The sequence below is a fragment of the Duganella sp. GW821-FHT07G03 genome (assembly GCF_059418605.1).
In genome coordinates, this window is record NZ_JBWKQE010000016.1 from 15,068 (window position 1) to 38,666 (window position 23,599).

General features: G+C 65.1%; 21 protein-coding genes and 1 pseudogene. 9 read left to right on the forward strand and 13 right to left on the reverse strand.

Annotation, left to right across the window (positions count from 1 at the left end; translation table 11 throughout):
* Position 1: 1 nt before the first annotated feature.
* The 3 genes from AC07OK_RS19645 to AC07OK_RS19655 all read right to left on the reverse strand — a co-directional run bounded on the left by AC07OK_RS19645 (position 2) and on the right by AC07OK_RS19655 (position 2,832).
* Positions 2-1,198: an efflux RND transporter periplasmic adaptor subunit gene (locus AC07OK_RS19645; protein WP_494691873.1), complete on the reverse strand. Its 1,197-nt coding sequence runs from the start codon at positions 1,196-1,198 to the stop codon at positions 2-4.
* Entirely contained in the window at positions 1,191-2,411 is a 1,221-nt protein-coding gene (locus AC07OK_RS19650; protein WP_494691874.1) for a TolC family protein, read from the reverse strand. Before AC07OK_RS19650 ends, AC07OK_RS19645 begins: the two co-directional genes overlap by 8 nt.
* Positions 2,412-2,487: 76 nt before the next feature.
* The gene (locus AC07OK_RS19655; RefSeq protein ID WP_494691875.1) at positions 2,488-2,832 is read right to left on the reverse strand and encodes a hypothetical protein; all 345 of its coding nucleotides are present in this window, start codon (positions 2,830-2,832) and stop codon (positions 2,488-2,490) included.
* Between the two features lie 59 nt (positions 2,833-2,891).
* Here AC07OK_RS19655 and AC07OK_RS19660 point away from each other — a divergent pair, with 59 nt between their 5' ends.
* A complete protein-coding gene (locus AC07OK_RS19660; protein ID WP_494691876.1) occupies positions 2,892-3,482 on the forward strand; it encodes a hypothetical protein in 591 nt (196 codons plus the stop codon).
* 22 nt (positions 3,483-3,504) lie between these two features.
* On the opposite strand, the gene AC07OK_RS19665 is transcribed toward AC07OK_RS19660, so the two are convergent.
* Positions 3,505-4,251, reverse strand: coding sequence for a substrate-binding periplasmic protein (locus AC07OK_RS19665; RefSeq protein WP_494691877.1), 747 nt, complete (start codon positions 4,249-4,251; stop codon positions 3,505-3,507).
* A gap of 294 nt (positions 4,252-4,545) precedes the next feature.
* Here AC07OK_RS19665 and AC07OK_RS19670 point away from each other — a divergent pair, with 294 nt between their 5' ends.
* The 3 genes from AC07OK_RS19670 (at position 4,546) to AC07OK_RS19680 (ending at position 6,833) form a co-directional block, all read left to right on the forward strand.
* Entirely contained in the window at positions 4,546-5,520 is a 975-nt protein-coding gene (locus AC07OK_RS19670; RefSeq protein ID WP_494691878.1) for a GlxA family transcriptional regulator, read from the forward strand.
* 99 nt (positions 5,521-5,619) lie between these two features.
* The gene (locus tag AC07OK_RS19675) at positions 5,620-6,612 is read left to right on the forward strand and encodes an SLAC1 anion channel family protein (RefSeq protein WP_494691879.1); all 993 of its coding nucleotides are present in this window, start codon (positions 5,620-5,622) and stop codon (positions 6,610-6,612) included.
* Positions 6,613-6,620: 8 nt separating this feature from the next.
* Positions 6,621-6,833, forward strand: a complete 213-nt coding sequence (locus AC07OK_RS19680) for a DUF2783 domain-containing protein (protein ID WP_494691880.1) — start codon at positions 6,621-6,623, stop codon at positions 6,831-6,833.
* 24 nt (positions 6,834-6,857) lie between these two features.
* Here AC07OK_RS19680 and AC07OK_RS19685 read toward each other — a convergent pair whose 3' ends face one another.
* Positions 6,858-7,418, reverse strand: a complete 561-nt coding sequence (locus tag AC07OK_RS19685) for a hypothetical protein (RefSeq protein WP_494691881.1) — start codon at positions 7,416-7,418, stop codon at positions 6,858-6,860.
* A gap of 92 nt (positions 7,419-7,510) precedes the next feature.
* Positions 7,511-9,010, reverse strand: a complete 1,500-nt coding sequence (gene pdxR / locus AC07OK_RS19690; RefSeq protein ID WP_494691882.1) for a MocR-like pyridoxine biosynthesis transcription factor PdxR — start codon at positions 9,008-9,010, stop codon at positions 7,511-7,513.
* A gap of 236 nt (positions 9,011-9,246) precedes the next feature.
* Between pdxR and AC07OK_RS19695 the strand changes: the two are divergent.
* Positions 9,247-9,342 (forward strand): annotated as a pseudogene (locus AC07OK_RS19695) (AAC(3)-I family aminoglycoside 3-N-acetyltransferase); the annotation flags it as partial.
* A 62-nt stretch (positions 9,343-9,404) separates the two neighbouring features.
* Here the strand turns inward: AC07OK_RS19695 and AC07OK_RS19700 are convergent.
* Positions 9,405-10,259 (reverse strand): AraC family transcriptional regulator, encoded by an 855-nt coding sequence (locus AC07OK_RS19700; RefSeq protein ID WP_494691883.1) that lies wholly within the window; start codon positions 10,257-10,259, stop codon positions 9,405-9,407.
* Between the two features lie 102 nt (positions 10,260-10,361).
* Between AC07OK_RS19700 and AC07OK_RS19705 the strand changes: the two genes are divergently transcribed.
* A complete protein-coding gene (locus AC07OK_RS19705) occupies positions 10,362-10,988 on the forward strand; it encodes a glutathione S-transferase (RefSeq protein ID WP_494691884.1) in 627 nt (208 codons plus the stop codon).
* Here AC07OK_RS19705 and yjjJ read toward each other — a convergent pair.
* Together yjjJ and ssb are read right to left on the reverse strand one after the other, a co-directional pair.
* Positions 10,985-12,340 (reverse strand): type II toxin-antitoxin system HipA family toxin YjjJ, encoded by a 1,356-nt coding sequence (yjjJ, locus tag AC07OK_RS19710; protein WP_494691885.1) that lies wholly within the window; start codon positions 12,338-12,340, stop codon positions 10,985-10,987. The genes AC07OK_RS19705 and yjjJ overlap by 4 nt on opposite strands.
* Before the next feature lie 202 nt (positions 12,341-12,542).
* Entirely contained in the window at positions 12,543-13,052 is a 510-nt protein-coding gene (gene ssb / locus AC07OK_RS19715) for a single-stranded DNA-binding protein (protein WP_445231155.1), read from the reverse strand.
* A 253-nt stretch (positions 13,053-13,305) separates the two neighbouring features.
* Here ssb and uvrA point away from each other — a divergent pair, with 253 nt between their 5' ends.
* Positions 13,306-16,152, forward strand: coding sequence for an excinuclease ABC subunit UvrA (gene uvrA / locus AC07OK_RS19720; RefSeq protein WP_494691886.1), 2,847 nt, complete (start codon positions 13,306-13,308; stop codon positions 16,150-16,152).
* A 52-nt stretch (positions 16,153-16,204) separates the two neighbouring features.
* Here uvrA and AC07OK_RS19725 read toward each other — a convergent pair whose 3' ends face one another.
* The 3 genes from AC07OK_RS19725 to AC07OK_RS19735 form a co-directional block, all read right to left on the reverse strand.
* Positions 16,205-18,013, reverse strand: coding sequence for a DUF885 domain-containing protein (locus tag AC07OK_RS19725; RefSeq protein WP_494691887.1), 1,809 nt, complete (start codon positions 18,011-18,013; stop codon positions 16,205-16,207).
* A gap of 315 nt (positions 18,014-18,328) precedes the next feature.
* Positions 18,329-18,946, reverse strand: a complete 618-nt coding sequence (locus AC07OK_RS19730; RefSeq protein ID WP_494691888.1) for a TetR/AcrR family transcriptional regulator — start codon at positions 18,944-18,946, stop codon at positions 18,329-18,331.
* 100 nt (positions 18,947-19,046) lie between these two features.
* Positions 19,047-20,915 carry a phosphoenolpyruvate carboxykinase (GTP) gene (locus AC07OK_RS19735; RefSeq protein ID WP_494691889.1) on the reverse strand — a complete coding sequence of 623 codons (1,869 nt, stop codon included), beginning with the start codon at positions 20,913-20,915 and terminating at the stop codon, positions 19,047-19,049.
* Between the two features lie 282 nt (positions 20,916-21,197).
* Here AC07OK_RS19735 and AC07OK_RS19740 point away from each other — a divergent pair, with 282 nt between their 5' ends.
* Positions 21,198-22,193, forward strand: coding sequence for a D-2-hydroxyacid dehydrogenase family protein (locus AC07OK_RS19740; RefSeq protein WP_494691890.1), 996 nt, complete (start codon positions 21,198-21,200; stop codon positions 22,191-22,193).
* On the opposite strand, the gene AC07OK_RS19745 is transcribed toward AC07OK_RS19740, so the two are convergent.
* Entirely contained in the window at positions 22,194-22,961 is a 768-nt protein-coding gene (locus AC07OK_RS19745) for an L-asparaginase (protein ID WP_494691891.1), read from the reverse strand.
* A gap of 139 nt (positions 22,962-23,100) precedes the next feature.
* On the opposite strand from AC07OK_RS19745, the gene AC07OK_RS19750 reads away from it, so the two are divergent.
* Entirely contained in the window at positions 23,101-23,586 is a 486-nt protein-coding gene (locus AC07OK_RS19750) for an asparaginase domain-containing protein (RefSeq protein WP_494691892.1), read from the forward strand.
* Positions 23,587-23,599 lie beyond the last annotated feature (13 nt).

Here is a 23,599-nt window from a genome sequence, read left to right on the forward strand (position 1 = left end):
ATCAGTGCGCATGCTCGGCGCTGTCTTTGCCCAGCTCCGCCTTGAGCACGAAGCTGCCCGCCGCCGCGTACTGCGCGCCGGCCGCCAGGCCCTTGAGGATCTCGGTCAGCTTGCCGTCGCTGCGGCCGGGCACCACCGGCTGCGCGCGGAAGCCGCCCGCCACCTTGACGAACACCACCGGCTGGTCTTCCACCGTTTGTATCGCGTCGGCCAGCACAGTAACGGCGGCGGCATCCGAGGCTAGTCCCGACGGCACGTCGACGCTGACGAACAGGCCGGGACGCCAGGCGCGGTCGGGATTGGCCAGCGCCACGCGGGCCTTGGCGGTGCGGGTCTGCTCGCCGAGCAGCGAGCCGACGTAGGTGATCTTGCCGCTGGCCTGGGCCTCGAAGGCGGAGGCCTTGACCAGCACCGTCTGGCCCACGCGCACCAGCGCCAGGTCCTTGGGCGGCACGGCGATTTCGGCCCACACGCCGGACAGGTCGGAGATGGTGAACACGGCGGCATCCTCCTTGACCGCCTCGCCCAGCGCCAGATGCTTCTCCATCACCACGCCGTCGAACGGCGCCCGCAGCTCCAGCCGGTTCAGGTCCGCGCCCGCCGCCGATCCGGTCGCCGCGCCGGCGCCGATGGCGCTCAGCTTCTGGCGCGCGTTGCGCAGCGCGATCTCGGCTTCGCTCAGCGCCTGCTGCGCTTGCAGGTAGTCCTGCTCGGCGGAGATCTTGTCCTGCCACAGGCGGCGTTCGCGTTCGAAGGTGGTGGCGGCCAGCGCCAGCCGCCGCTGCGCCGACAGCAGCTCGCTGCGCTGCTCGGACAGGCCGCTGCTGGCGATCACCGCCAGCACCTGCCCCTGCTTGACGTTCTGCCCCAGCTCCGCGCGCACGCTGGTCACCACGCCGGCCAGCTTGGGCACGACGTGCGCGGTGCGGTCCTCGTTGAAGCGGATCTCGCCCGGCAGCGTGATGGCGACGCTGATCCTGGCCGGCGCAGCCACGGCCAGCGCAATGCCGGCGGCCTTGGCCTGGTTATCGTCGAGCGCGATTTTTTCAGGCTGCGCATCCGCGTGCCCGCCGTGCTCCGACTCCGCCGGTGCGGCCGCCGCCGGGGCTGCGCCGCGCCTGGGCATCAGCATCAGGGCCGCCAGCAACAGTCCGATGAACGCCATGACGGCGATGGTGATTTTCTGCGTTTTATTCATGTTCTTCTCCGAGGATGCGGCCGATGACAGCCAGCGCGCGATGCGCGTCCGCCAGGGCGTTCAGATATAGTGTTTGCGCCTGCAGCAAGGTGCGCTGGGCGTCGAGCACGTCGAGGAAACCGAACTTGCCGTAGTCGAAGCCGGTGCTGGCGGCGTCGTAGGCGCTTTGCGCGCCAGGCAGGATGTCGCCGCGCAGGGCCTGCGCCTGCTGGCGGGCGACGTCGAATTCCTCGCGCGCCTGCGCCAGCTCCGCCTCCAGCCGCAGCGCGGTGGCGGCCAGCTCGTCGCGCGCCTTGTCGACGCGGCGCGCCGACTCCAGCACGCTGCCCTGGTTGCGGTCGAACAGCGGCAGCGGCACCGAGATGCCGAACACCGCCTGCGTGCGCCCCAGTTCCTGCGAGCGCTTGCCGCCGACGTTGAGCGTCAGGTCCGGCGCGCGCTTGCTGAGCTCGACCTGCGCCAGCGCCTGGCGCCGCGCCAGCTCCGAGCGGGCCAGCGCCAGCGCCGGCGCCCGTTGCAGGCGGCCGCGCATGGCCTCGGCCGGGGCCAGCTCCGGCAGCGCCTCGATGGCGCCGTCGACCCGCTCGAAGCGCGGCGCCGGATTGCCCCACAGGGTCGCCAGCCGCTGGCGCGCGCCGGCCAGCAGGCTGCGGGCGCGGATCAGCTCCAGCTGCACCGACGACGCGGCCACGCGGGCGCGGGTCTGCTCCACCGGCGACACCTTGCCGGCCACCACGCGGCGCGCGGTGGCGTCGGCCGCGCGCTGCGCCAGCTCGGCCGCCTGCTGCGCCAGCCGCACATGCTCCTGCGCGGCCAGCACGGCGAACCAGCCGTCGATCACGGCGGCGCGGATCTCGGCCCGGCGCAGCGCCAGTTCGGCCGCGGCGCTGTCGCGGCCACGCCCGGCCGCCTGCACGCGGGCGGCGCGCTTGCCGCCCAGCTCCAACGGCTGGCTCAGTTGAAAGGTGGTTTCGCGCGTGTCCCTGCGGGTGTCGAGGCGCTCGATCGACAGCGTGGGATTGGGCAGCAGGCCGGCCTGCTGCACCGCGCCTTCCACGGCGCCCAGTTCATGGCGGGCGGCGGCCAGTTCCGCATTGGCGCCGCCGGCCAAGGTCAGCGCGGCCTTCAGCGTCAACGGCGCGGACGGCTCGATTTCGGCCTGCGCATAGGCAGGCCACGCCGCTACGACGAGCGGCAACAAATACTTGATCATCGAATTCTCCAGACGATAGGAAAAAGAATTCGACGAGACTTTCGCGTCTAAAAAAGGGGGCGAGGGCCTCGTCGCGCTAGGCGACGAGCAGCCAATTGGGCCGCGCGGGCCCGTCGGAGATGTGGGACAGGTAGAGCGCCGGCAAAGGCGGCGCGTGGCCGACCACCGTGGCGGCCAGCGCCGGCGTGGCGCCGCCCGGCACCGAGGCCTGCACCGCGTGGTGGCACACCTCGCAGTCGCTATGGACCTTGACCGGCTTGCCCTGGTCGGCGCCGTCGTCGGACTGCGCCTGGTGCTGATGGCCGTGGTGGCCGAAATGCGTGACCTTGGCCGGCTCGTGCTGGCAATAGACGGCCGCCATCGACCAGGCGTACTGGATGGGCAGGATGGTCAGCAGCAGGATGAGCAGAAACTTTTTCACGCCGCCATTGTAGCTTGAATTTACAATAAGGCTTCCCGGTCACCGAATAGGCGCAGCGCATGAATCCAGACGAGCAGCCAGCGACATCGCAAGGCGATTTCTTCAACACGCTCAAGGACCAGGTCGATGCCCATGGCGCGCTGGTCGAGCGCTTCCATGTCGACCTGCAAGCGCTATCCAGGCAGATCGCCGGCTGCGACAAGCTGGTGCGCATGGCGCATATCAGCCTCAACCAGATCGACGCCCGCATCGCCGAGGCGGTGCGGATCGAAACCCAGGCCGCCGTCCAGCTCGAGGCCACCGGGCGCGAGGCGGCGCGCGCCGCCACCGAGGCGGCCGGCGCCGCCGTGGCCGGGATGATAGGCCAGATGCAGGCCGCCAGCCGCGAGGCCGCGCAGGTCTGCGGCGCGCTGCACCGGGCGCGCGGCCAGACCGGCCTGTGGCTGGCCGCCTATGTGGCCGGCACCCTGGCGCTGTGCCTGCTGACCGGCTGGCTCGCCTACAAAGTGCACCCGGACACGCCGCCGCCGCCCGAGCTGGCCGGCCTGGCCGAGCTGGGCAAGAAGCACGCGGCGCTGCTGGACAAGGCCAGCGACAAGGAGCTCAAGCTGATCAGGGAAATCCAGGCGCGCCGCGCCAAGCCGAAATAAGCCGCGAGGCCGCAGGGCCGCCTCAGTTGCCGGCCAGGCCGTATTTGCGCTGGATGCGCGCCAGCGTGCCGTCGGCGCGCAGCGCCTCGTAGGCGGCGCGCCACTTGCGCGCCTCGTCCTCGCTGAAGTCGAGCGAGCCGCCCAGCCAGACGTCGCCGCTGCGGAACACCGGGCTGAAATCGAAGTCGGCCTCGCGGTTGCCGTCGGCGTTGGCGGCGTGGCGGTGGATGTCCTCGCCGCCGTAGGTGGCGTCGGCCAGGCCCTTGCTGACCATGCGCATGCAATCCTTGACGCTGGCGCATTCGGCGACCGTGCTGAAGTTCAGCGACTGCAGCATCTGCTTGTGCGGCGAGCCGCGCAGCACCACCACCGGCCGCCGCGCCAGTCCCGCCAGGTCGCGCGGGTCGATGCTGCCGTGGCGGACCACAAACACGAAGTTCTGCTGGCGTAGCCGCACCAGCCAGCGGTAGTGCGGCTCGCGCTCGGGCGTGCGGGTCAGCGGCAGCACCGCGGTGCGCGGCAGCACGCCGGCCAGCGCCAGCGCCCGCTGCCACGGGTAGAACTCCACTGTGGCCGGCGCGCCCAGCCGGCGCGCCAGCTCCAGGACCACTTCCACCATCGAGCCGGGGCGTTCGCCGCCGGCCGCGACCGCATACGGCGGCAGGTCGGCCGCCACCAGCCGCAGCGGTTCGGGCGGTTCGGCGCGCGCCGGCGCCGCCGCCAGCGCCAGCGCGCACCACAGCACGGCGCGCAGCTTGGCCCCCATCATGACGCGTCGCCGCAGGGTAGCCGCTGCTCCGCCTCGGCCGCTACGCTGGCGGTGGCGGTATAGGATCGTGTTTCAGATGCAGACATGGCACTGCCCCCGTAGCGAACTCATGTCGGTCCAGTATTACACGAACTCGCTTTCAACTGAACCACCGCGCGGCCGGCTGTTGCATAAACGTGGCTGACATAGTATTTGCATATTATTCATACAATCAACTGCTTGACGCCGCCGGCCGGCCCGATCGCCGTTTCGCTTATCATAGGCCGACATGACGACGGCAAAAGGCGGGATGCGGTGAAACTAACCCTGGTGGTACTGGATGGCGTGCAGGCGCTGGACGTGGCGGGTCCGCTCGACGTGTTTGCCGAGGCGAACCTCTTCCTGGCCCAGGAGCAGCGCTATGCCATCACGCTGGTCGGCGGCCGTCCGGACAGCGTGCTCTGCTCCAGCGGCATCGAGTTCAAGGTCCACAGCGACTACCTGCACCACCACGCCGACAGCGAGCTGCTGCTGGTGGCCGGCGGCCCGCGCTTCCCGGAATACCGGCCGGAGCCGGCCCTGGTCGACTGGCTCCGGCAGCGCGCGCGCGGCGCCCGCCGCTACGGCGCGGTGTGCAACGGCGTGTTCCTGCTGGGCCACGCCGGCCTGCTGGCGGGCCGCGAAATCACCACCCACTGGGACCACGCGCAGCGGCTGGCCGACCAGTTCCCCGGCGCCCAGGTGCGGCCCGACAAGATCTTCGTGCGCGACGGCAACCTGTTCACCTGCGGCGGCGTCGCCGCCGGCATCGACCTGTGCCTGGCGCTGATCGCCGAGGACTGGGGCCACGAGCTGGCGATGAAGGTGGCCAAGCGCCTGATCGTCTACATCCGCCGCGACGGCGGCCAGTCGCAGTACAGCCCCTACCTGGCGGCCGGCCCGGACGAGGACTCATTGGTGGCCAGGGTGCTCAAGCATGTGACCGACCACATCGGCGACGCCCTGACCATCGAGGAGATCGCCGACGCGGTGGGCGTCTCGCGCCGCACCTTTTCGCGCGCCTTCGCCAAGCATGCGCAGGTGACGCCGTCGGTGTTCGTCGACCAGGTGCGCATCGATTTCGCCCGCAAGCTGCTGGAGGAGACCGACGTACCGCTGAAGACGGTGGCCTTCCGCTGCGGCTTCAGCAGCGCCACCCAGATGCGCATGATCTTCGCGCGCCAGCTGGCCACCACGCCCAAGCTGTACCGCGAGCGCTTCCGCGCGCACGACCACGGCCGGGCCGCTTAGGCGATTTGGGGACATCCGGCATTCCTTTTGGGTCAGCCCGCCCGCGGGCGGACGGCGCCGGGGCACAATGGCCCCACGCTAAAACACCCCACGGGAGTCATGATGGAATCCGCACAATTACGCCCCCCCGCCGCCGCGCGGGCCACGCCCTCGGTGCGCTACCTGCCGGTCAGCCTGTTCGGCTCGGTCATGAGCGTGGCCGGCCTGGCGCTGGCCTGGCGCCTGGCCAGCAAGACCTACGGCGCCGACATCGCCGTGTCGAACGCGATCGGCGTCGCCGCGCTGGCACTGTTCGTGGTGCTGGCGCTGTCCTACCTGGGCAAGCTGCTCAGGCATCCCGCGCTGGTGCGCCACGAATTTGCGCACCCGGTGATCGGCAGCTTCTTCGGCACCGTCGGCATCAGCGTGCTGCTGCTGTCGAGCGTGATCGGCGGCTACAGCGCCGCCGCCCAGCTGGTGGTGTGGAGCATCGGCACGGTCGTCACGCTGGCGCTGAGCGTGCTGATGATTTCCCGTCTGCTCAACGGCAACGCCGCGCCCACCAGCGTGGTGCCGGCCTGGCTGATCGCCGGCGTCGGCAGCCTCGACATCGTGGTCACGGGCGGCGCGCTGACGGCCGACTGGACGCACGAGGTGAACCTGCTGGCGGCCGCCATCGGCGGCGTCAGCGCGCTGGTGTTCTTCGTGCTGATCTTCTCGCGGCTGGTGCACCAGGAGCCGCTGGCCGCGACCATGCGGCCGTCCAAGATGATCCTGATGGCGCCGTTCGCGGTCGGCTTCATCGCCTACGTCAACCTGGTGCACCGGGTCGACATGTTCGCCGCGCTGCTGTTCTACTTCGCGCTGTTCCTGTTCGTGATCATCGGCTATCGCCTGGCCGTGAAGCCGGCGCCGTTCTCGCCGGCGTGGTGGGCGATCGGCTTCCCGATGGCGGCGCTGTCGAACGCCGCGCTGACCTACGCCAACGCGGTCGGCGGCGTGGTGCTGCACGCGGTCGCCGCGCTGCTGCTGTTGCTGCTGACGGCCGCGGTGCTGGTGCTGGCCCTGCGCACGCTGTGGGGCCTGGCCGCCGGCCGCCTGCTGACGGCCTAGGAGCGCCTATGTACCTGCCAACTAAGCTGGGCCAGAACCTGGTCGACTACGACGATTTCTACGCCATGCTCACCGAGTCGCACCAGGGCCTGGACGACAAGCAGAGCAAAATGCTGAACGATCAGCTGGTCCTGCTGCTGTCGAGCCACATCGGCGAGCTGGCGGTGTTGCGCCAGGCGTTCGCGCTGGCGCGGGTCACGGTCGAGTCCTTGAGCGATTGACTGGCGCGGCGCCGGCGGCGGCGCCTATTTCAGCCGGGTCAGATAGGCCTTGAACACGGCGGCCCAGCTGCGGCCGCCGTCGCGCGAATAGGAGATTTCATAGCGGTGCGCATCGGCGCTGATGTCCGACCAGACCCCGCGCGCGAGCAGCGTCCGTCCGCCGCGTTTCACCGTGGCGTAAAATTCGCCGCGACCGTCCTTGAACTCGCCGATTTCAGGCCCGTTCACCTCGGCGTCGTCGTGGTCGATGTAGGACTGGCTCCATTGGCCCGATTTCTGGTTGTAGAGAAACAGCGTGGCGCCCTTCCAGTTGCCTTCGGGCCCGTGGACATCGAGCTCCTCGATCCAGCCGCCGCCGCCCCACAAGGGCGTCGCCGTCTTGGTGCCGTCGGAGGTTTCGGTCTTGTCGCCACCGTCGAACGGGTTGAGCACGCGGGTAATGTGGGTATGCCAGGCGCCGCGGGCGAAGTCGAAATCATGGGCGCCGTCGCGCCTGGCCTGCGCCTGCGCCGGCACGGCCAGCACGGCCAGCACACCGGCCAGCGCCCACACCCGCCCCAGTTGCATCAATTTCGTCGGTTTCATGCTGGTCTCCACGTCGTTTAGATGGCCCACTATAGGAGCGGCGCATGGCGGCGGGAAGTGCCACTTGATCAAAAAATGGCTGGGCCAATTCCTCAGGCGAGCTTGAGCAAGGCCAGTCGCAACAAGGCCATCCCGCGGCGGATCTCGGCCAGGTCGACCGCGCCATAGCCAAACACCAGGCCGGTCCGCGCGGGTGGACCGCAATAATATCGGTCCAGGGTATGCAGCTTGACGTGGTCCGCCAGCAGCGCCTGCGTCACCCGTTCGAGGTCAAGCGGAACGCGGGCATGGACGGCGACGTGCATGCCGTAAAACGAGGGTATGGGGTCGAACCACGCCGCGAAGTCGTCACGCAATAGATCGAGCAACAGGCGCCGCCGCTTTTGATAGACCTCGCGCAGCTTGCGCACATGGTGGGTCAGGTGTCCTTCGACGATGAAGCCGGCGACGGCCAGCTGCAGCGGCGTCGAGCAATGCCAGTCGAGGCAGTTCTTCGCCGCCGTCAAGGTCGGCATGGCCCAGTCCGGCGCGACGATGAAACCCAGGCGCAGCGCCGGCAGCATGCACTTCGAAAACGTGCCGACATAGAACACGGTATCGGCCGCATCGGCGCTGCGCAGTGCCGCCATCGGGCTGCCGCCATAACGGAATTCGCCGTCGTAGTCATCTTCGATGATGACGGCGCCGCGCTGGCGGGCCAAGGCCAGCAGCGCGGCGCGGCGGCGCATCGACATGGCCGCGCCCAGCGGAAACTGGTGGGACGGGGTCACGCAGATCACGGTCGCGTCGGCAGCAATCTCGTCCACCAGCAGCCCTTCCTGGTCGACGCCGATCGGAACCAGCCTGGCGCCCGCCGCGGCGAACGCGGCGCGCAGCGGCGGATAGCCGGGATCTTCGATGGCGACCACGGTGTGGTTTGGGACCACCAGCGTCCTGGCCAGCAGGTCGAACGCCTGCTGCGCCCCGGAGGTGACGAGCACGCTGTCGGGCCCGCTGACCACGGCGCGGGTGCGCCCGATATGGCCGACGATGGCCTGGCGCAGGCGATAGTTCCCCTGGTTGCCCTGGGCGCTTTTCAGCACGGCCGGCTTTCTCTCGAGCCCGCGCAATTGCTGGGCGCTGATGCGGCGGAACACCTCGTGCGGAAACAGCCTGGTGTCCACCAGCGCCGGCCGGAAGTCGACCAGCCCGGCGTCGGCCGGCGCGCCCGAGGCGGACGGCGGGTCTTGCCAGAACCCCATCGCGTGCTGGACGCCAGGGCTCAACCAGACCGGATTGAGGCGCGGATCAGGCGCGCCGGCCAGGGTTTTCCGCTCGCTGGGCTGGAGCGCCGCGCCGCGCTCGGCGACAAAGGTACCCGCGCCGCGCCGCGCCACGACCAGGCCTTTGTGCAGCAGCTGCTCATAGACATCGAGCACGGTGTTGCGCGACACGCGGAAGACGGCCCGCGCCCCGCGCGTTGGCGGCAATTGGGCGCCGGCCACCAGGCGGCCATCCAGAATGGCGGCCTCGAGCTGTCGATACAGCGTTTTCGACGTCGCGCCGACGCCAGCCGTCTCAAGGTCGAGCAGGATTTCAAACAAGGGATCCATTGCGTCGTCGCACCGGGAATAGAAAAATCACCAGGCTATTATCGCGGTATTTTTTGTGCGAAGTGGCCCTTTTGCAGGGGCCATCAATCCGGTACATTGATGGCACACCCACCTCGCGCGCACCTGGGCGCAACGCGACCATGAAACTAGCCGTTGAAATTCACACGCTGGGCCACGCCGATGCTGCAACGCTGCGTGGCATGCTCGCGATGTTCGGCGAGGCATTTGGCGAGGTGTTTGTTCAAGCGGACCTGCAAGACCAGGCCGCGATCGCGCTCTACACAAAATTGGGCGTGCGCGAGGATGTGCTGCACTTCGACATTGCGACTTGATCACAACGGAAACGGAGGTGTGCGCGCATCGTCAAGCCAGTTGAACACCTTGAGAACCAAACCTAGCCGAACACGATCAAACGGCCCGACGTGGCGCCGGCGCGAAACGCGCCAGGCGTGACGCCGACGATCTTTTTGAAGAAACGCGCCATATGGCTCTGGTCGTAAAAGCCGCAGGCGAACGCGGCGTCGGCAATGTTCATGCCGCTCCGCAGAAACTGCTGCACGCGCGCTATGCGGCGCTGCAACTGGTAGCTGTGCGGCGAGATGCCCACCTCCTGGCGAAACACCCGGATCAGATACAGGGGATCCATATCGACCAGCATGCCCAGCTCGGTGAGCGTGATGTCCCGGTCGAAGTCGAGATCGAGCCGCTGCTTGACGCGGCGCACCGCCTCGCGTTCCGACGCGTGTTTTTCTGCAACCGGCAAGCCGTAGCGGCCGAACACCTTGGCCAGCAGCTCGATCAGGATGGTCTCGCGCTCCAGCGACAGGCCGGAGCGCTGTATCATCCGGTGCCGATGCAGGATCTCCCTGGCCAGCTCGGGATCCTGGCGCAGCGGCTGGCGAAACAGGTGCAGATAGTCGGACGGCACCTGCCCGTGCAAGACCTTGTCGTTCAACCAGACCGGATCGACATAAATCATCTGGTAGCGCCAGCCCTGCTCGTCGGCGGCGCCGCCGTCATGGATCTCGTCGGGAGTGATGGTGACCACGCTGCCCGGCGTGCCGTACCAATGGCCGCCACGGTAAAACAGCTTTTCGGCGCCGCCGGAGATGACGCCGATGGCATAGCGGTCGTGCGCGTGCCGGCCAAACGTCTGCTGAGTGTAATGGGCCACCAGCAGCTCGCTGTCGCCCTCGGGGATGCGCCAGAACTGCGAGAAATCCTGCGCTTGATTGTTCGTTGCAGCCATTACCGCCTTGTCCAGTTTTGTACAAGATTTGAGCAACAAGCATTCGTAAAATGAATGCGCTCATCTCTTCCTATATGGCCTCCAAACCACTTCAATACACATATGACAACTACACTCATTATAGGCGACTACGCCAAGTCATCCTGGTCCTTGCGCGCCTGGCTGGTGTTGCACGCCGCCGGCCTTGAATTCGAGACGGTACAAGTGGCATTGGACCAAGCCGCGACCAGGGCCGACATCCTGCGCTATAGCCCCTCCGGGAAAGTGCCGGCCTTGAGCAAGGACGGCATCGTCATCAACGATAGCCTGGCGATCGCGGAAGCGATAGCCGAAGCCTGTCCCCAGGCCCGGTTATGGCCCGCCGACGCGCGGGTGCGCGCGCTGGCCCGCGCCGCCGCCGCCGAGATGCATGCCGGATTCACCCATCTGCGCACGCAAATGTCCTTTGGCCTCAACCTTGGCGACCATCCGGGCCCGCTGTCGCCGGACACCGAATGGGAAATCCGGCGGGTGTTCCAGATCTGGCGCGGCTTGCAACAGGCGGCCGGCGGCGGCCCCTTCCTGTGCGGCGAGTTCGGCATCGTCGACGCCATGTATGTGCCGGTGGTGTTCCGCTTCCGCCGCTATGGCGTGGCCATCCCCGGCGATTTGCAGGCATACGTCGCGGCCATCCTGGAGCATGGCCACGTCAGGCGATGGCAGGCGCTGGCGGCCCAGGCGCAGACCTAAGCTGCAGCGGGAGCAAAAGGCCGGATCGCCTTCACATGGCGATCCGCGACGCCTTTGAAGTCCTCCGATATACGAGGATCGTCGACCACGTCCTGCCAAAATTGAAGCGCCATGTCATAACACTTCGATAGATGCCTCAACTCCACTCGGCCCATGTAGGCTGGCAGCCATTCCCGCTCAATAATCTCACCGTGAGCATTGGGACGATACAGCATTGGAAGCATGTCATATGCATCCAGCAATCGGTGCTTGCGTTCAAATGTCCACGAGACCGCGATATTTCCATGATGCTTGTCTGTGTTGCCGATGAGTGAACCGAAAAGGTCGAGTATCTCAACGGTCATAATGTCTTTCCCAGACAACGCTCCGAGGCGGCCAAGCTCACGGGCGACAGCTGTCCAGTTCTGGTCCATCATCCCAAGATCACCATCCAATGCGGAGAAAGTGGCCATCGGTAGCCGTCCTCTCAACCCGACTCGATCAAACCGAACAACCTCTAAAAAAACACGAGAGCCCGATTCGAGAATCGCAGTTTTAGCTGCGGCGACACCATTGCGAGCGAGAACTTGTAGCGCCAAATGCTCACATATGAGCAAGTCTCCCCAGCGTCGCCCAGAGGGAGTACCAACTTGCGGAGAGAATTTAACTATGACGTGCTCAACCAACATCCCGTCATCTTCGCGACGGATCACGGCAGTGAACTTGGGCTGCTCGCCACCTGCGGATGAGCCCGGAGACTCGCCCTGCATGGCGCCTTCCGCCATCCCAGGGTAGCGCACAACACGCTCTCCAGCGGGCATAATTTGTCTCTCTAACGCGGCGAACGACTCGATATACCTGGCATAGGACTCATTACCGAGCATGAGGTCTCCTGCAGCATGTTCACTGCGCCGGGAAATGTATTTCAATATCTGCTCATCCGTCCAGTGCAAGATGTTGTCTGGCAAATCCAGATCCCGGTTTCTTCCCGGCTCCATGCGCCCTAAAAACCCTTGAGGACGGAGATCGCGGGTGAAAAATGGCATGCCCCTAAACACGTCATAGCCAGTCCCCTCCAAGGGGATCATGGCGTAGAACTCGCCTTGAAGGACATCCAGGTAGCCTATGGGGGCGAGCCCGCCCTCTTCAGTAACACGAAATACAGGAACAGGTACATCGATTCCCTGGACGTGACGCCTCAGGGCATACTGCCGGGCCTTACCCGCGCCCAACACCACCCCGTCTCGTACAGTTGCCCATAGACGGGAGAAAGTAGGCTGACTGATGTCAAGTTCTCTCAGAATAGATGCCGTTTTTGCCGGCCCCTGCTGGAGAAAATGTCGCAACTTTTCAATGTTTTGGGTTTTAGCCACTATGTTTTCGGCATTCGATGAATAGAAAAATTAGTTCGTTTTCTATAGGGGCTTGTCCAATTTATGAATACTAAAATGAATAGTATTGTGCATGGAATAATCGTATCATATAAGTGGCATGGCGCACCGAGGCCGGTAAGAAAAAAGCCCTATAGATCAATGATCTATAGGGCTTAGTTTGCAAATGAGGAACGACTAAATCTTAGAACGGGATGTCGTCATCCATGTCCGAGAAGTTCGGCGCTGGGCGTGGCGCCGGGCGCGGTGCTGGTGCCGGTGGCGCCATCTGCGGACGCGGCGCCGGTGCCTGGCGCTGCTGCTGTGGCGGGGCTTCGTAGCCGCCGCCGTCGTCCATGCCGCCGCCTTCACCCATGCCTTGACGGCCACCCAGCATTTGCATCTGCTCGGCGATGATGTCGGTCGCGTATTTCTCGACGCCGTCCTTGTCGGTGTACTTGCGGGTCTGCAGGCGGCCTTCGACGTAGACCGACGAACCTTTTTTCAGATACTGGCCGACGATTTCAGCCAGGCGGCCGAAGAACGAGATGCGGTGCCACTCGGTGAGCTCTTTCTGCTCGCCGGTGTTGCGGTCCTTCGATTTGTACGATGTCGCCACAGCGATGTTGGCGATCGCGTCACCGCTAGGCATGTAGCGAATTTCCGGATCGCGACCCAGATTGCCGACGATGATGACTTTGTTGACTGATGCCATGTATAAAACTCCTGAGTAACGGCGGCCGCGAGGGCGGGCTGTTTATGTAGTGCGCAAACAGCGATTATAGTCGAACAGGCCAGCCACCCACCAAAATTTCCATTGCCGCCGTTCATGCTGTAAGTTGAAACAGTGTAAGAAAATACTGGTATTATATACAGTGTCGAGCCACCGGAACGCGATCCAGCGCAAGGTCGGCGCAAGTAATCAAACCCGGCTATAGTACCGGGTTGACCCGAAAGGCAAAAAATCCATGGAACAGATCCGCATTCGCGGCGCACGCACGCACAACCTCAAAAACATCAACCTCGACCTGCCACGCAACAAGCTCATCGTGATTACCGGCCTGTCCGGCTCCGGTAAGTCCTCGCTGGCGTTCGATACGCTGTACGCCGAGGGCCAGCGCCGCTATGTGGAATCGCTGTCGGCCTATGCCCGCCAGTTCCTGCAACTGATGGAAAAGCCCGACGTCGACCTGATCGAAGGCCTGTCGCCGGCCATCTCGATCGAGCAGAAAGCCACCTCGCACAATCCGCGTTCGACGGTCGGCACCGTCACCGAGATCCACGACTACCTGCGCCTGTTGTATGCGCGCGTCGGCACGCCCTACTGTATCAACCACCCGGACCACGCCTTGGCCGCCCAAACCGTCTCGCAGATGGTCGACGCCGTGCTGGCCATGCCGGAAGCGACCAAGCTGATGATCCTGGCGCCGGTGGTGGCCAACCGCAAGGGCGAGCACTCCGACCTGTTCGAGCAGATGCAGGCCCAGGGCTTCGTGCGCTTCCGCGTGCAGAGCGGCACCCACGACGCCAAGATCTACGAAGTGGACGACCTGCCCAAGCTGAAGAAAACCGAGAAGCACACCATCGACGTGGTGATCGACCGCGTCAAGGTCAGCGCCGACATCAAGCAGCGCCTGGCCGAAAGCTTCGAGACCGCGCTGCGCCTGGCCGACGGCCGCGCCATCGCGCTCGAAATGGACAGCGGCACGGAGCACGTCTACTCCAGCAAGTTCGCCTGCAACGAGTGCGGCTATTCGCTGCAGGAGCTGGAACCGCGCCTGTTCTCGTTCAACAACCCGATGGGCGCCTGCCCTGAATGCGACGGCCTCGGCCACATCGAGTTCTTCGATCCCAAGCGCATCGTCGCCTTCCCGAATCTGTCGTTGGCCTCCGGCGCCGTCAAGGGCTGGGACCGCCGCAACCAGTTCTACTTCCAGATGCTGTCCAACCTGGCGGCCTACTACGAGTTCGACCTCGACCTGCCGTACGAGCAGCTGCCCAAGACCGCGCAGGAAGTGATCCTGCACGGCTCGGGCAAGACCCACATCCCGTTCACCTACGTCAACGAGCGCGGCCGCACCGTCATCAAGGAACACGCGTTTGAAGGCGTGGTCACCAACCTGTCGCGCCGTTACCGCGAAACCGATTCGATGGCGGTCAAAGAGGAACTGGCCAAGTTCATCAACGAGAAGCAGTGCCCGTCCTGCCACGGCGCGCGCCTGCGGGTGGAAGCCCGCTTCGTCAAGGTCGGCACCGGCAAGCAGGAAAAGGCCATCTACGAGATCGCCGAGAAGCCTTTGCGCGACACACTGTCCTTCTTCGAACAGCTGAAACTGAAGGGCGCGAAAAAAGAGATCGCCGACCGCGTGGTCAAGGAAATCATCTCGCGCCTGAAGTTCCTCAACAACGTCGGCCTCGACTACCTGTCGCTGGACCGCAGCGCCGACACGCTGTCCGGCGGCGAAGCGCAGCGCATCCGCCTGGCCTCGCAGATCGGCTCCGGCCTGACCGGCGTGATGTACGTGCTCGATGAACCGTCGATCGGCCTGCACCAGCGCGACAACGACCGCCTGATCGAAACGCTCAAGCACCTGCGCGACATCGGCAACAGCGTGCTGGTGGTGGAGCACGACGAGGACGCGATCCGCACCGCCGACTACATCGTCGACATGGGCAAGGGCGCCGGCGTGCACGGCGGCGACATCATCGCCCAGGGCACGCTGGCCGACATCCTGAAGAACAAGAATTCGCTGACGGCCCAGTACCTGAAAGGCACGCTGAAGATCGCCGTGCCGGCCAAGCGCCACGTGGCCGATCCGGACAAGCAGCTGGTGATCACCGGCGCCACCGGCAACAACCTGAAGAAGGTCAACCTGCACCTGCCGGTCGGCCTGATGACCTGCGTGACCGGCGTGTCCGGTTCCGGCAAGTCCTCGCTGATCAACGACACGCTGTACCCGGCGCTGTCGCGCCACCTGTACGGCTCGCAGACCGAGCCGTCGCCGCACGACTCCATCAGCGGCCTGGAACACTTCGACAAGGTGATCTCGGTCGACCAGGCGCCGATCGGCCGCACGCCGCGTTCGAACCCGGCCACCTACACCGGCCTGTTCACGCCGATCCGCGACCTGTTCGCGACCGTGCCGACCGCCAAGGAACGCGGCTACAGCGCCGGGCGCTTCTCGTTCAACGTCAAGGGCGGCCGCTGCGAAGCCTGCCAGGGCGACGGCGTGATCAAGGTCGAGATGCACTTCCTGCCGGACGTGTACGTGCCGTGCGACGTCTGCCACGGCAAGCGCTACAACCGGGAAACGCTGGAAGTGCAGTACAAGGGCAAGAACATCACCGAGATCCTCGACCTGACGGTGGAGGACGCGCACGAGTTCTTCAAGCCGGTGCCGCTGATCGCGCGCAAGCTGCATACGCTGCTGGACGTGGGCCTGGGCTACATCAAGCTGGGCCAGAGCGCGACCACCTTGTCGGGCGGCGAGGCGCAGCGCGTCAAGCTGTCGCTGGAGCTGTCCAAGCGCGACACCGGCCGCACCTTGTACATCCTGGACGAGCCGACCACCGGCCTGCACTTCCACGATATCGATTTGCTGCTGAAGGTGATCCACCGCCTGCGCGACCAGGGCAACACGCTGGTCATCATCGAGCACAATCTGGATGTGATCAAGACGGCCGACTGGATCGTGGATCTGGGACCGGAAGGCGGCGCGGGCGGCGGCAAGATCATCGCCGCCGGCACGCCGGAAGATGTGGCGGCCAATCCTGCCAGCGTGACCGGCAAGTATCTGGGGCCGCTGCTGAAATAAGCGGCCGTATAGCACGCCGCTTGCAGTTGACTGCAAGCGGCGGTTTAGAGCGTTACTGCGCGGTGACGCGGGTCTGCTTCAACTTCTCCGCGACCACCCAGTCCTTGATGTGCGATTCCAGCACATCCATCGGCAACGCGCCCGCGCCCAGCACCTGGTCGTGGAAGTTGCGGATGTCGAAGCCGGTGCCCAGTTCCTTGCGTGCGTAGTCGCGCAGCTCGAGGATCTTCAGCTGGCCGATCTTGTAGCCCAGCGCCTGGCCCGGCCACACGATGTAGCGGTCGGTCTCGCTCTGCACTTCCACTTCCTCGATGCCCGAATGGTCGTGGAAGAAGTCCACCACCTGCTGGCGGTTCCACTTCTTGTAGTGCAGGCCGGTGTCCACCACCAGGCGGATCGCGCGCAGCATCTCGTCCTGCAGGTGGCCGTAGTAGCTGTACGGGTCCTGGTAGAAGCCCAGCTCCTCGCCCAGCCGCTCCGAGTACAGCGCCCAGCCCTCGGCATAGGCGGTGTAGTTGCCCTGCTGGCGGAAGGTCGGCAAGCCTTCGATCTCCTGCGCGATGGTCAGCTGCATGTGGTGGCCCGGCACGCCTTCGTGCAGCGCCGTGGTTTCAATGTCGATGGTCGAGCGGTGCTCGAAGTCGCCGGTGTTGACCATCACGCGGCCGGCGCGCTTGCCGTCCGGCGAACCCGGCATATAGGCCGCGGCCGACGCGCCCTTCTCGCGGAACTCCTCGACCGGCTTGATCTCCACTTTACCCTTGGGCAGCACACCGAACTGCTGCGACAGCTGGGTGTACATCTGGTCCGTATATTTCTGGTACAGGTCGATGATTTCCTGGCGCGATTTCGGATGCAGCTCCGGCTTGGCGGCCACCGCCTTGTTGAAGCTCTTCAGGTCCTGGTAGCCCAGCTTTTGCGCGGTCGCCAGCATCTGCGCCTCGATGCGCTTGACTTCGGACAGGCCCAGTTGATGGATCGCTTCCGGCGACATCTCGGTGGTGGTCGAGGACTTGGCCTTGTAGGTGTAGCGCGCCGCGCCATCGGGCAGCGACCACATGCCGACGTCCATGCGGCCGTAAGGCGCATACTTGGTCTTGGTGAACACGGCCAGCTTCTTGTAGGCCGGGATCACGTCCTTCTGCACCGCCGCCAGCACTTCCTTGCTCAGGCGCGCCTTGTCGGCGTCCGAGAACTCTTTCGGGAATTTTTTCAGCGGCTCGGCGAACGGCGAATCGGCCGGCTTGATGGCCGCCACGTCCTCGCACTGCTTGACGATTTTCGGGATCAGGAATTTCGGCGGCATCAGCTTGTCGTGCACGCCCTTTTCCATCTGCACGCGGGTCTCGTCGAACAGCTTGGGCAGCGTGTGCAGGCGGACGATATAGTCCTCGTAATCCTTGACGGTCTCGAACGGCAGCGCCGACACCAGCTGCGGCGCATCGATGTGGATGCCGGAGTTCTGCGCCAGCGGCATCTCCCATTCCTTGAAGGGTCCGCCTTCCACGTTCTGGCGCAGCTGGCGCACCATCAGTTCGCGGTTCAGCTGTTCCTGCAGCGGGAAGCCGGAGGTGTCGAGCGCTTCGAAGCGCTTGAGGAAGTCGGCCGTGACTTTCAGATCGGCCTCGATGCCGGCCTGCGAGAAGTCGGACCACTTGTCGTTGTAGCGCTTGTCGCCCAGCAGCGACGCCCACTCAGGGCTGGAGCGCATCGTGTATTCCCACTGTTCGTTGATCAGGGAGTTCAGTGCTTCACGGCGCCCCGCCAGGTCGGGGGCTGCCGTGTCGGCATGGGCCACGCCCAGGATCAGGGAAAACAACAGGGCGCTGGCGACGCCGATACGGGTAGTTGCGGTTGTCATGTCTAGAGGCCTATCAGGAAAAATGTTGAGCATGCACTGTAGGCCCGCGCCCGCCCCGGCGCGTGCGAATTGCGCTGGAATGTTGAAACATGGGCATGAAATGCATTTTTCCGCGATGGGCGTTGTTTACTCAGAACAGGACGAAGTCCTCGTTGCAGCTCGGTAGCGAACGCAGCACGCACCACAGCGGGCTGCGGTAGGCGAAGTATAGTCCAACGGGGATCAGCATCAGCAGGGCGGCCATCATATCCTCCTTTTTTCGCACATGTGTGCGAAATGAGTTTCAAGAAAACCGCAGACGCGCTGCGGCAGGGTTTATTCCAAATCGTTGAAGCTTTTATAGGTCGAGATCAGGCGGCTGAAGGCACGCTGCATGTGGCGCCTGGCCTGCTCGTCGCGCAGGAAACGGGTGTCGTGCATCAGCCCCACGATCAGGCTGTAGATTTCGTAGACCAGCTGGCCGGCGTCGGTGTCGGGCCGCAGGTGGCCCAGCTCCATCGCCTGCAGGATGGTCTTGCGCAGCGAGGCGCGCCAGGCCATCACACCTTGCTGCAGGCGGTCGCGCAGCGGGCCGTGCTGGTCGTCGAACTCGAACGCGCCGGCGCTGTACAGGCAGGCGTTGTTCAAGCCCTCGTCGCAGGCGCGCCGCGACCAGTTGCCGACCAGCGCGATCAGGCGCGGCAAGCCCCTGGGCTGTTGCAGCGCCGGCAGGAACACTTCCTGCGCAAAGCGGCGGTCGTATTCGTCGAGCACCGCGGCCTGCAAGGTCTCCAGCGAGCCGACGCGGGAAAACACGCCGCTCTTGCTGATGCCGGTGCGCTTGGCCAGCTCGCCCAGCGACAGCTTGCCAATGCCCTCGGCCGCCGCCATGTCCAGCGCGGCGTCGATGATGGTGGCGAAGGTGGCTTCGCTTTTTGCGGTCAGGGTGTCCATGGCTCGAACTTTAGCACACCTGTGCGAAACTGCAAGCAAAAAAAATCCCCGTGTGGCGTTGCATGCACACACGGGGCTTTTCGGTCTCCTCCAGGCCGGCTTATCGTGCCAGGCGCTTCTCCAACTCAGCCTTGACGGCCGTCAGTTCGGTCGGCAGATGGTAGGCCAGTTTGGCGAACAGTTCATCGTGCAGTTTCAGTTCTTCGCGCCAGGCGTCCTTGTCGATCGAGGTGATCGTTTCGAACTCTTCCGGCGAGAACGGGATGCCGTCCCACTTCAGGTCGCCGAAGCGCGGGGTGGTGCCGAAGATGTTCTCGATGCCGCCGGCCGTGCCTTCGATGCGTTCCAGCATCCACTTCAGCACGCGCATATTGTCGCCGAAGCCAGGCCAGACGAAATGGCCCTGGTCGTCGGTGCGGAACCAGTTGACGCAGTAGATCTTCGGCAGCGCGGCGGCGTTGAGCTGGCCCAGCTTCTCGCCCATGTTCAGCCAGTGCTGGAAATAGTCGCTCATGTTGTAGCCGATGAACGGCAGCATCGCGAACGGGTCGCGGCGCACCACGCCCATCTGGCCGGCGGCGGCGGCGGTGGTTTCCGAGCCCATGGTCGCGGCCATGTAGACGCCTTCGACCCAGTTGCGCGCTTCGGTCACCAGCGGCACGGTGGTCGAGCGGCGGCCGCCGAAGATGAAGGCCGAGATCGGCACACCGGCAGGATCGTCCCAGGCCGGATCGATCACCGGGTTCTGGGTCGCGGCCACGGTGAAGCGGGCGTTCGGATGGGCGGCCTTGGTGCCGGAGGCCGGCGTCCAGTCCTTGCCCTGCCAGTCGATCAGGTGCGACGGCGCTTCCTTGGTCAGGCCTTCCCACCAGATGTCGCCGTCGTCGGTCAGCGCGACGTTGGTGAAGATGGTGTCCGAACCGAGCGAGGCCATGCAGTTCGAGTTGGTGCGGGTGTTGGTGCCCGGCGCCACGCCGAAGTAGCCGGCTTCCGGATTGATCGCGTACAGGCGGCCGTCGGCGCCCGGCTTGATCCAGGCGATGTCGTCGCCGATGGTGGTGACTTTCCAGCCGTCGAAGGTGGTTGGCGGGATCAGCATGGCGAAGTTGGTCTTGCCGCAGGCCGAAGGGAAGGCCGCCGCGACGTAGTGCTTCTTGCCTTCTGGCGATTCGACGCCCAGGATCAGCATGTGTTCCGCCAGCCAGCCCTTGCCGTCGACCTGGGCCGCCTGGTGGCCCATGTTGGAGGCGATGCGCAGCGCGAAGCACTTCTTGCCCAGCAGCGCGTTGCCGCCGTAGCCGGAACCGTAGGACCAGATTTCGCGCGTCTCGGGGAAGTGCACGATGTATTTGGTGGCGTTGCAAGGCCAGGCGACGTCCTTCTGGCCTGCGGCCAGCGGTGCGCCGACGGTGTGCACGCACGGCACGAACTCGCCGTCGGTGCCCAGCACGTCGTACACGGCCTTGCCCATGCGGGTCATGATGCGCATATTGACCGCCACGTATGGCGAGTCCGACAGTTCCACGCCGATGTGGGCGATCGGCGAACCCAGCGGGCCCATCGAGAACGGCACCACATACATCGTGCGGCCGGCCATGCAGCCGTCGAACAGCGGGTTCAGGGTAGCGCGCATGTCCGACGGCGCCATCCAGTTGTTGGTCGGGCCGGCTTCTTCCTTGGTGTTGGAGCAGATGAAGGTGCGGTCTTCGACGCGGGCGACGTCGGTCGGGTCGGAGCAGGCCAGGTAGGAGTTCGGACGCAGTTCCTGGTTCAGCTTTTTCATGGTGCCGGCGGCAACCATTTCAGCGCACAGGCGGTCGTACTCTTCCTGGGAACCGTCGCACCAGTAGATGCGTTCCGGTTTGGTCAGGGCTGCGATTTCCGCTACCCAGTTGATCAACTTTTGCTGCTTGATGTAAGCTGGGACGTTGAGCAGTGCTGCAACGCCACCCATGACGGGTTGATTCATACTACCTCCAATGCTAATTAAAATTCTGCATGCGGCAGGATCGTCGTCAGCTTTTGGCTTGCGCTCAGATGCCCATTCGAAATGGGTCGGCGGGGTCACGGCGGTCTTGCGCGGCCCGGATGCATGATCGACGGGCCTTATTTTTGAGGCGATTGTACACCCGTCAATAGCCGTTCCAGTCAAAAATGTAGGAGAATTAGTTGAGTAAAGTAGTAAGCTATTCAGGTTCTTTTGCAAGCTGTTATTTCCCTACGAAATTCCTCATAAAATCGGTTATCTCCCATGAAAATTGCGATTCTCGACGATTATCAGAATGCCACGACCACGCTGGCCTGCTTCAATTTATTGCAAGGACACGAGGTTAAAGTCTTCAACAACTCGACCCGCGGACTGGGCCAGCTGGCGATCCGCCTGGCCCCGTTCGACGCGCTGGTGCTGATCCGCGAGCGCACCGCGCTCAACCGCGCTTTGCTGGCCAAGCTGCCCAATCTGAAGCTGATCTCGCAGACCGGCAAGCTGGCCGGCCACGTCGACGTCGACGCCGCCACCGAGCTGGGCATCGCGATCGCCGAGGGCGTCGGTTCGCCGACCGCGCCGGCCGAGCTGACCTGGGCGCTGATCATGGCGGCGGCGCGCAAGATCGTGCCCTACGCCGCCAACCTGAAGGACGGCCTGTGGCAGACCGCGTCGATCAACCCGCAGCTGAACGGGCTGGGCGTGGTGCTCAAGGGCCGCACCTTGGGCATCTGGGGTTACGGCAAGATCGGCCAGATCATCGCCGGCTACGGCCGCGCCTTCGGCATGCAGGTGATCGTCTGGGGCAGCCAGTCCAGCCGCGACAAGGCGGCCGCCGACGGCCATGCGGCGGCGGCCTCGCGCGAGGCGCTGTTCGAGCAGGCCGATGTGCTGAGCCTGCACCTGCGGCTGCACCCGGACACGCGCGGCATCGTCACGTCCGACGACCTGGCGCGCATGAAGCCGACGGCGCTGTTCGTCAACACCAGCCGCGCCGAACTGGTGCAGACGGAGGCGCTGGAGCAGGCGCTGGCCAGGGGCCGTCCCGGCTACGCCGCGCTGGATGTGTTCGAATCCGAGCCGCTGGCGGCCGGCAACCCGCTGCTGCGCCTGCCGACCGTGCTGGCCACGCCGCACCTGGGCTATGTGGAGCAGGACAGCTACGAGCTGTATTTCCGCCACGCGTTCCAGAACATCGTCGATTTCGCCGCCGGCAGCTGCGACAAGATCAACAACCCCGGCTACCAGGCCAACGCCCGCTAGCTAGTCCGTCTGTTCAGGCATTTCCGGCAGGCCGGTCAGGTTGATGCGGGGGGTGGGCATGGCGTGCACCTTGCTCCACAGGCCGGCCCAGCCGGGCGGCCAGGGGATGTCCGGCCCGGCGTACGGCGGCAAGGTCGCGCGCACCGGCACCACCGGCACCGGCGGCATGTCGAGCAGCGGGCCGCCGTCGGGGCGCTGCATGTCCAGGCTGTACATATAGCCCGGTAGCAGCGCGTCGCACACGCTGGCGAACCAGGCCGTGTGGTCCTCGTCGCGCCCCAGCGCCTGCGCCAGCCCCTGCGGGTCGAACCTGGCCAGCGCGTGGATCAGCTCCTCGGTGGTGGCGCCCGGCGTGTCGCCCCAGCCCAGCACCGGATTGACGTTGTAGTCGGCGCCCGAGCCATACCAGCCCTCGCGCCACGAGCGCTGCATCCAGTCGCGCCGGCCGGTGAACAGATGCCAGCGCCAGTGCAGGCCGGACGGCTTGGGCCAGGAGTACAGGTAGAGCCGCTGGTAGCCGGCCTCGTGCAGCGCGCGCACCAGCGCCATCAGGCGCGCGTGCGGCATGCGGTCGGGTGGGGCGCGGCGGAACAGGATGGCTTCGCCGTCGGCGAACTGTACCTCGTCGGTGGACAGGTTCAAGTCCAGCGTCCTCGCCTCGCTGCCGAAACGGGCCGCGATCCAGCCGGTCAGCAGATTGACCGACGTGATGACGCCGTAGCCGCGATGGCGATGGAAGATGACGGTTCCGGGGGCAAGCGCTTTCATGGTGTCGTAACGAACAAAGAAACCAGTGTAGCCATAGTATGCCCAACTTTCCAGCCCGCCGACCGACTCTTTTCACGTTCTGCGGCGGCGGCGGTTTGGGTTATGATGCAGATCATTTTAATCTGCCCGAGCTTTCATCATGACCCTGCGCATCCTCGCCACCGGCGGCACCTTCGACAAACACTACAACGAACTGAACGGCACTCTCGGCTTCGCCGACAGCCATGTGCCGGCGCTGCTGGCGCGCTGCCGCCTGACGGTGGACGTGGCGCTGGAACAGCTGCCGCTGATGGATTCGCTGGACATGGTGGACGCCGACCGCGAGCGCATCCTGGCGTCCTGCCGCGCCGCCAGCGAGAAGGCGATCGTCATCATCCACGGCACCGACACCATGCCGCAGACCGCCGCCGTGCTGGGGCCGGCCAAGCTGGGCCAGACCATCGTGCTGACCGGCGCCATGATCCCCTACGCGATCGCCAATTCCGACGCCATGTTCAACCTGGGCTTTGCCGCCGGCGTGGCGCAAACCCTGCCGCCGGGCGTGTATGTGGCCATGAACGGCAAGATTTTCGCGTGGGATAACGTGCAGAAAAACAAAGCGGCTGGCGTGTTCCAGCCGCTGTAAGGGTTTTCCCCGG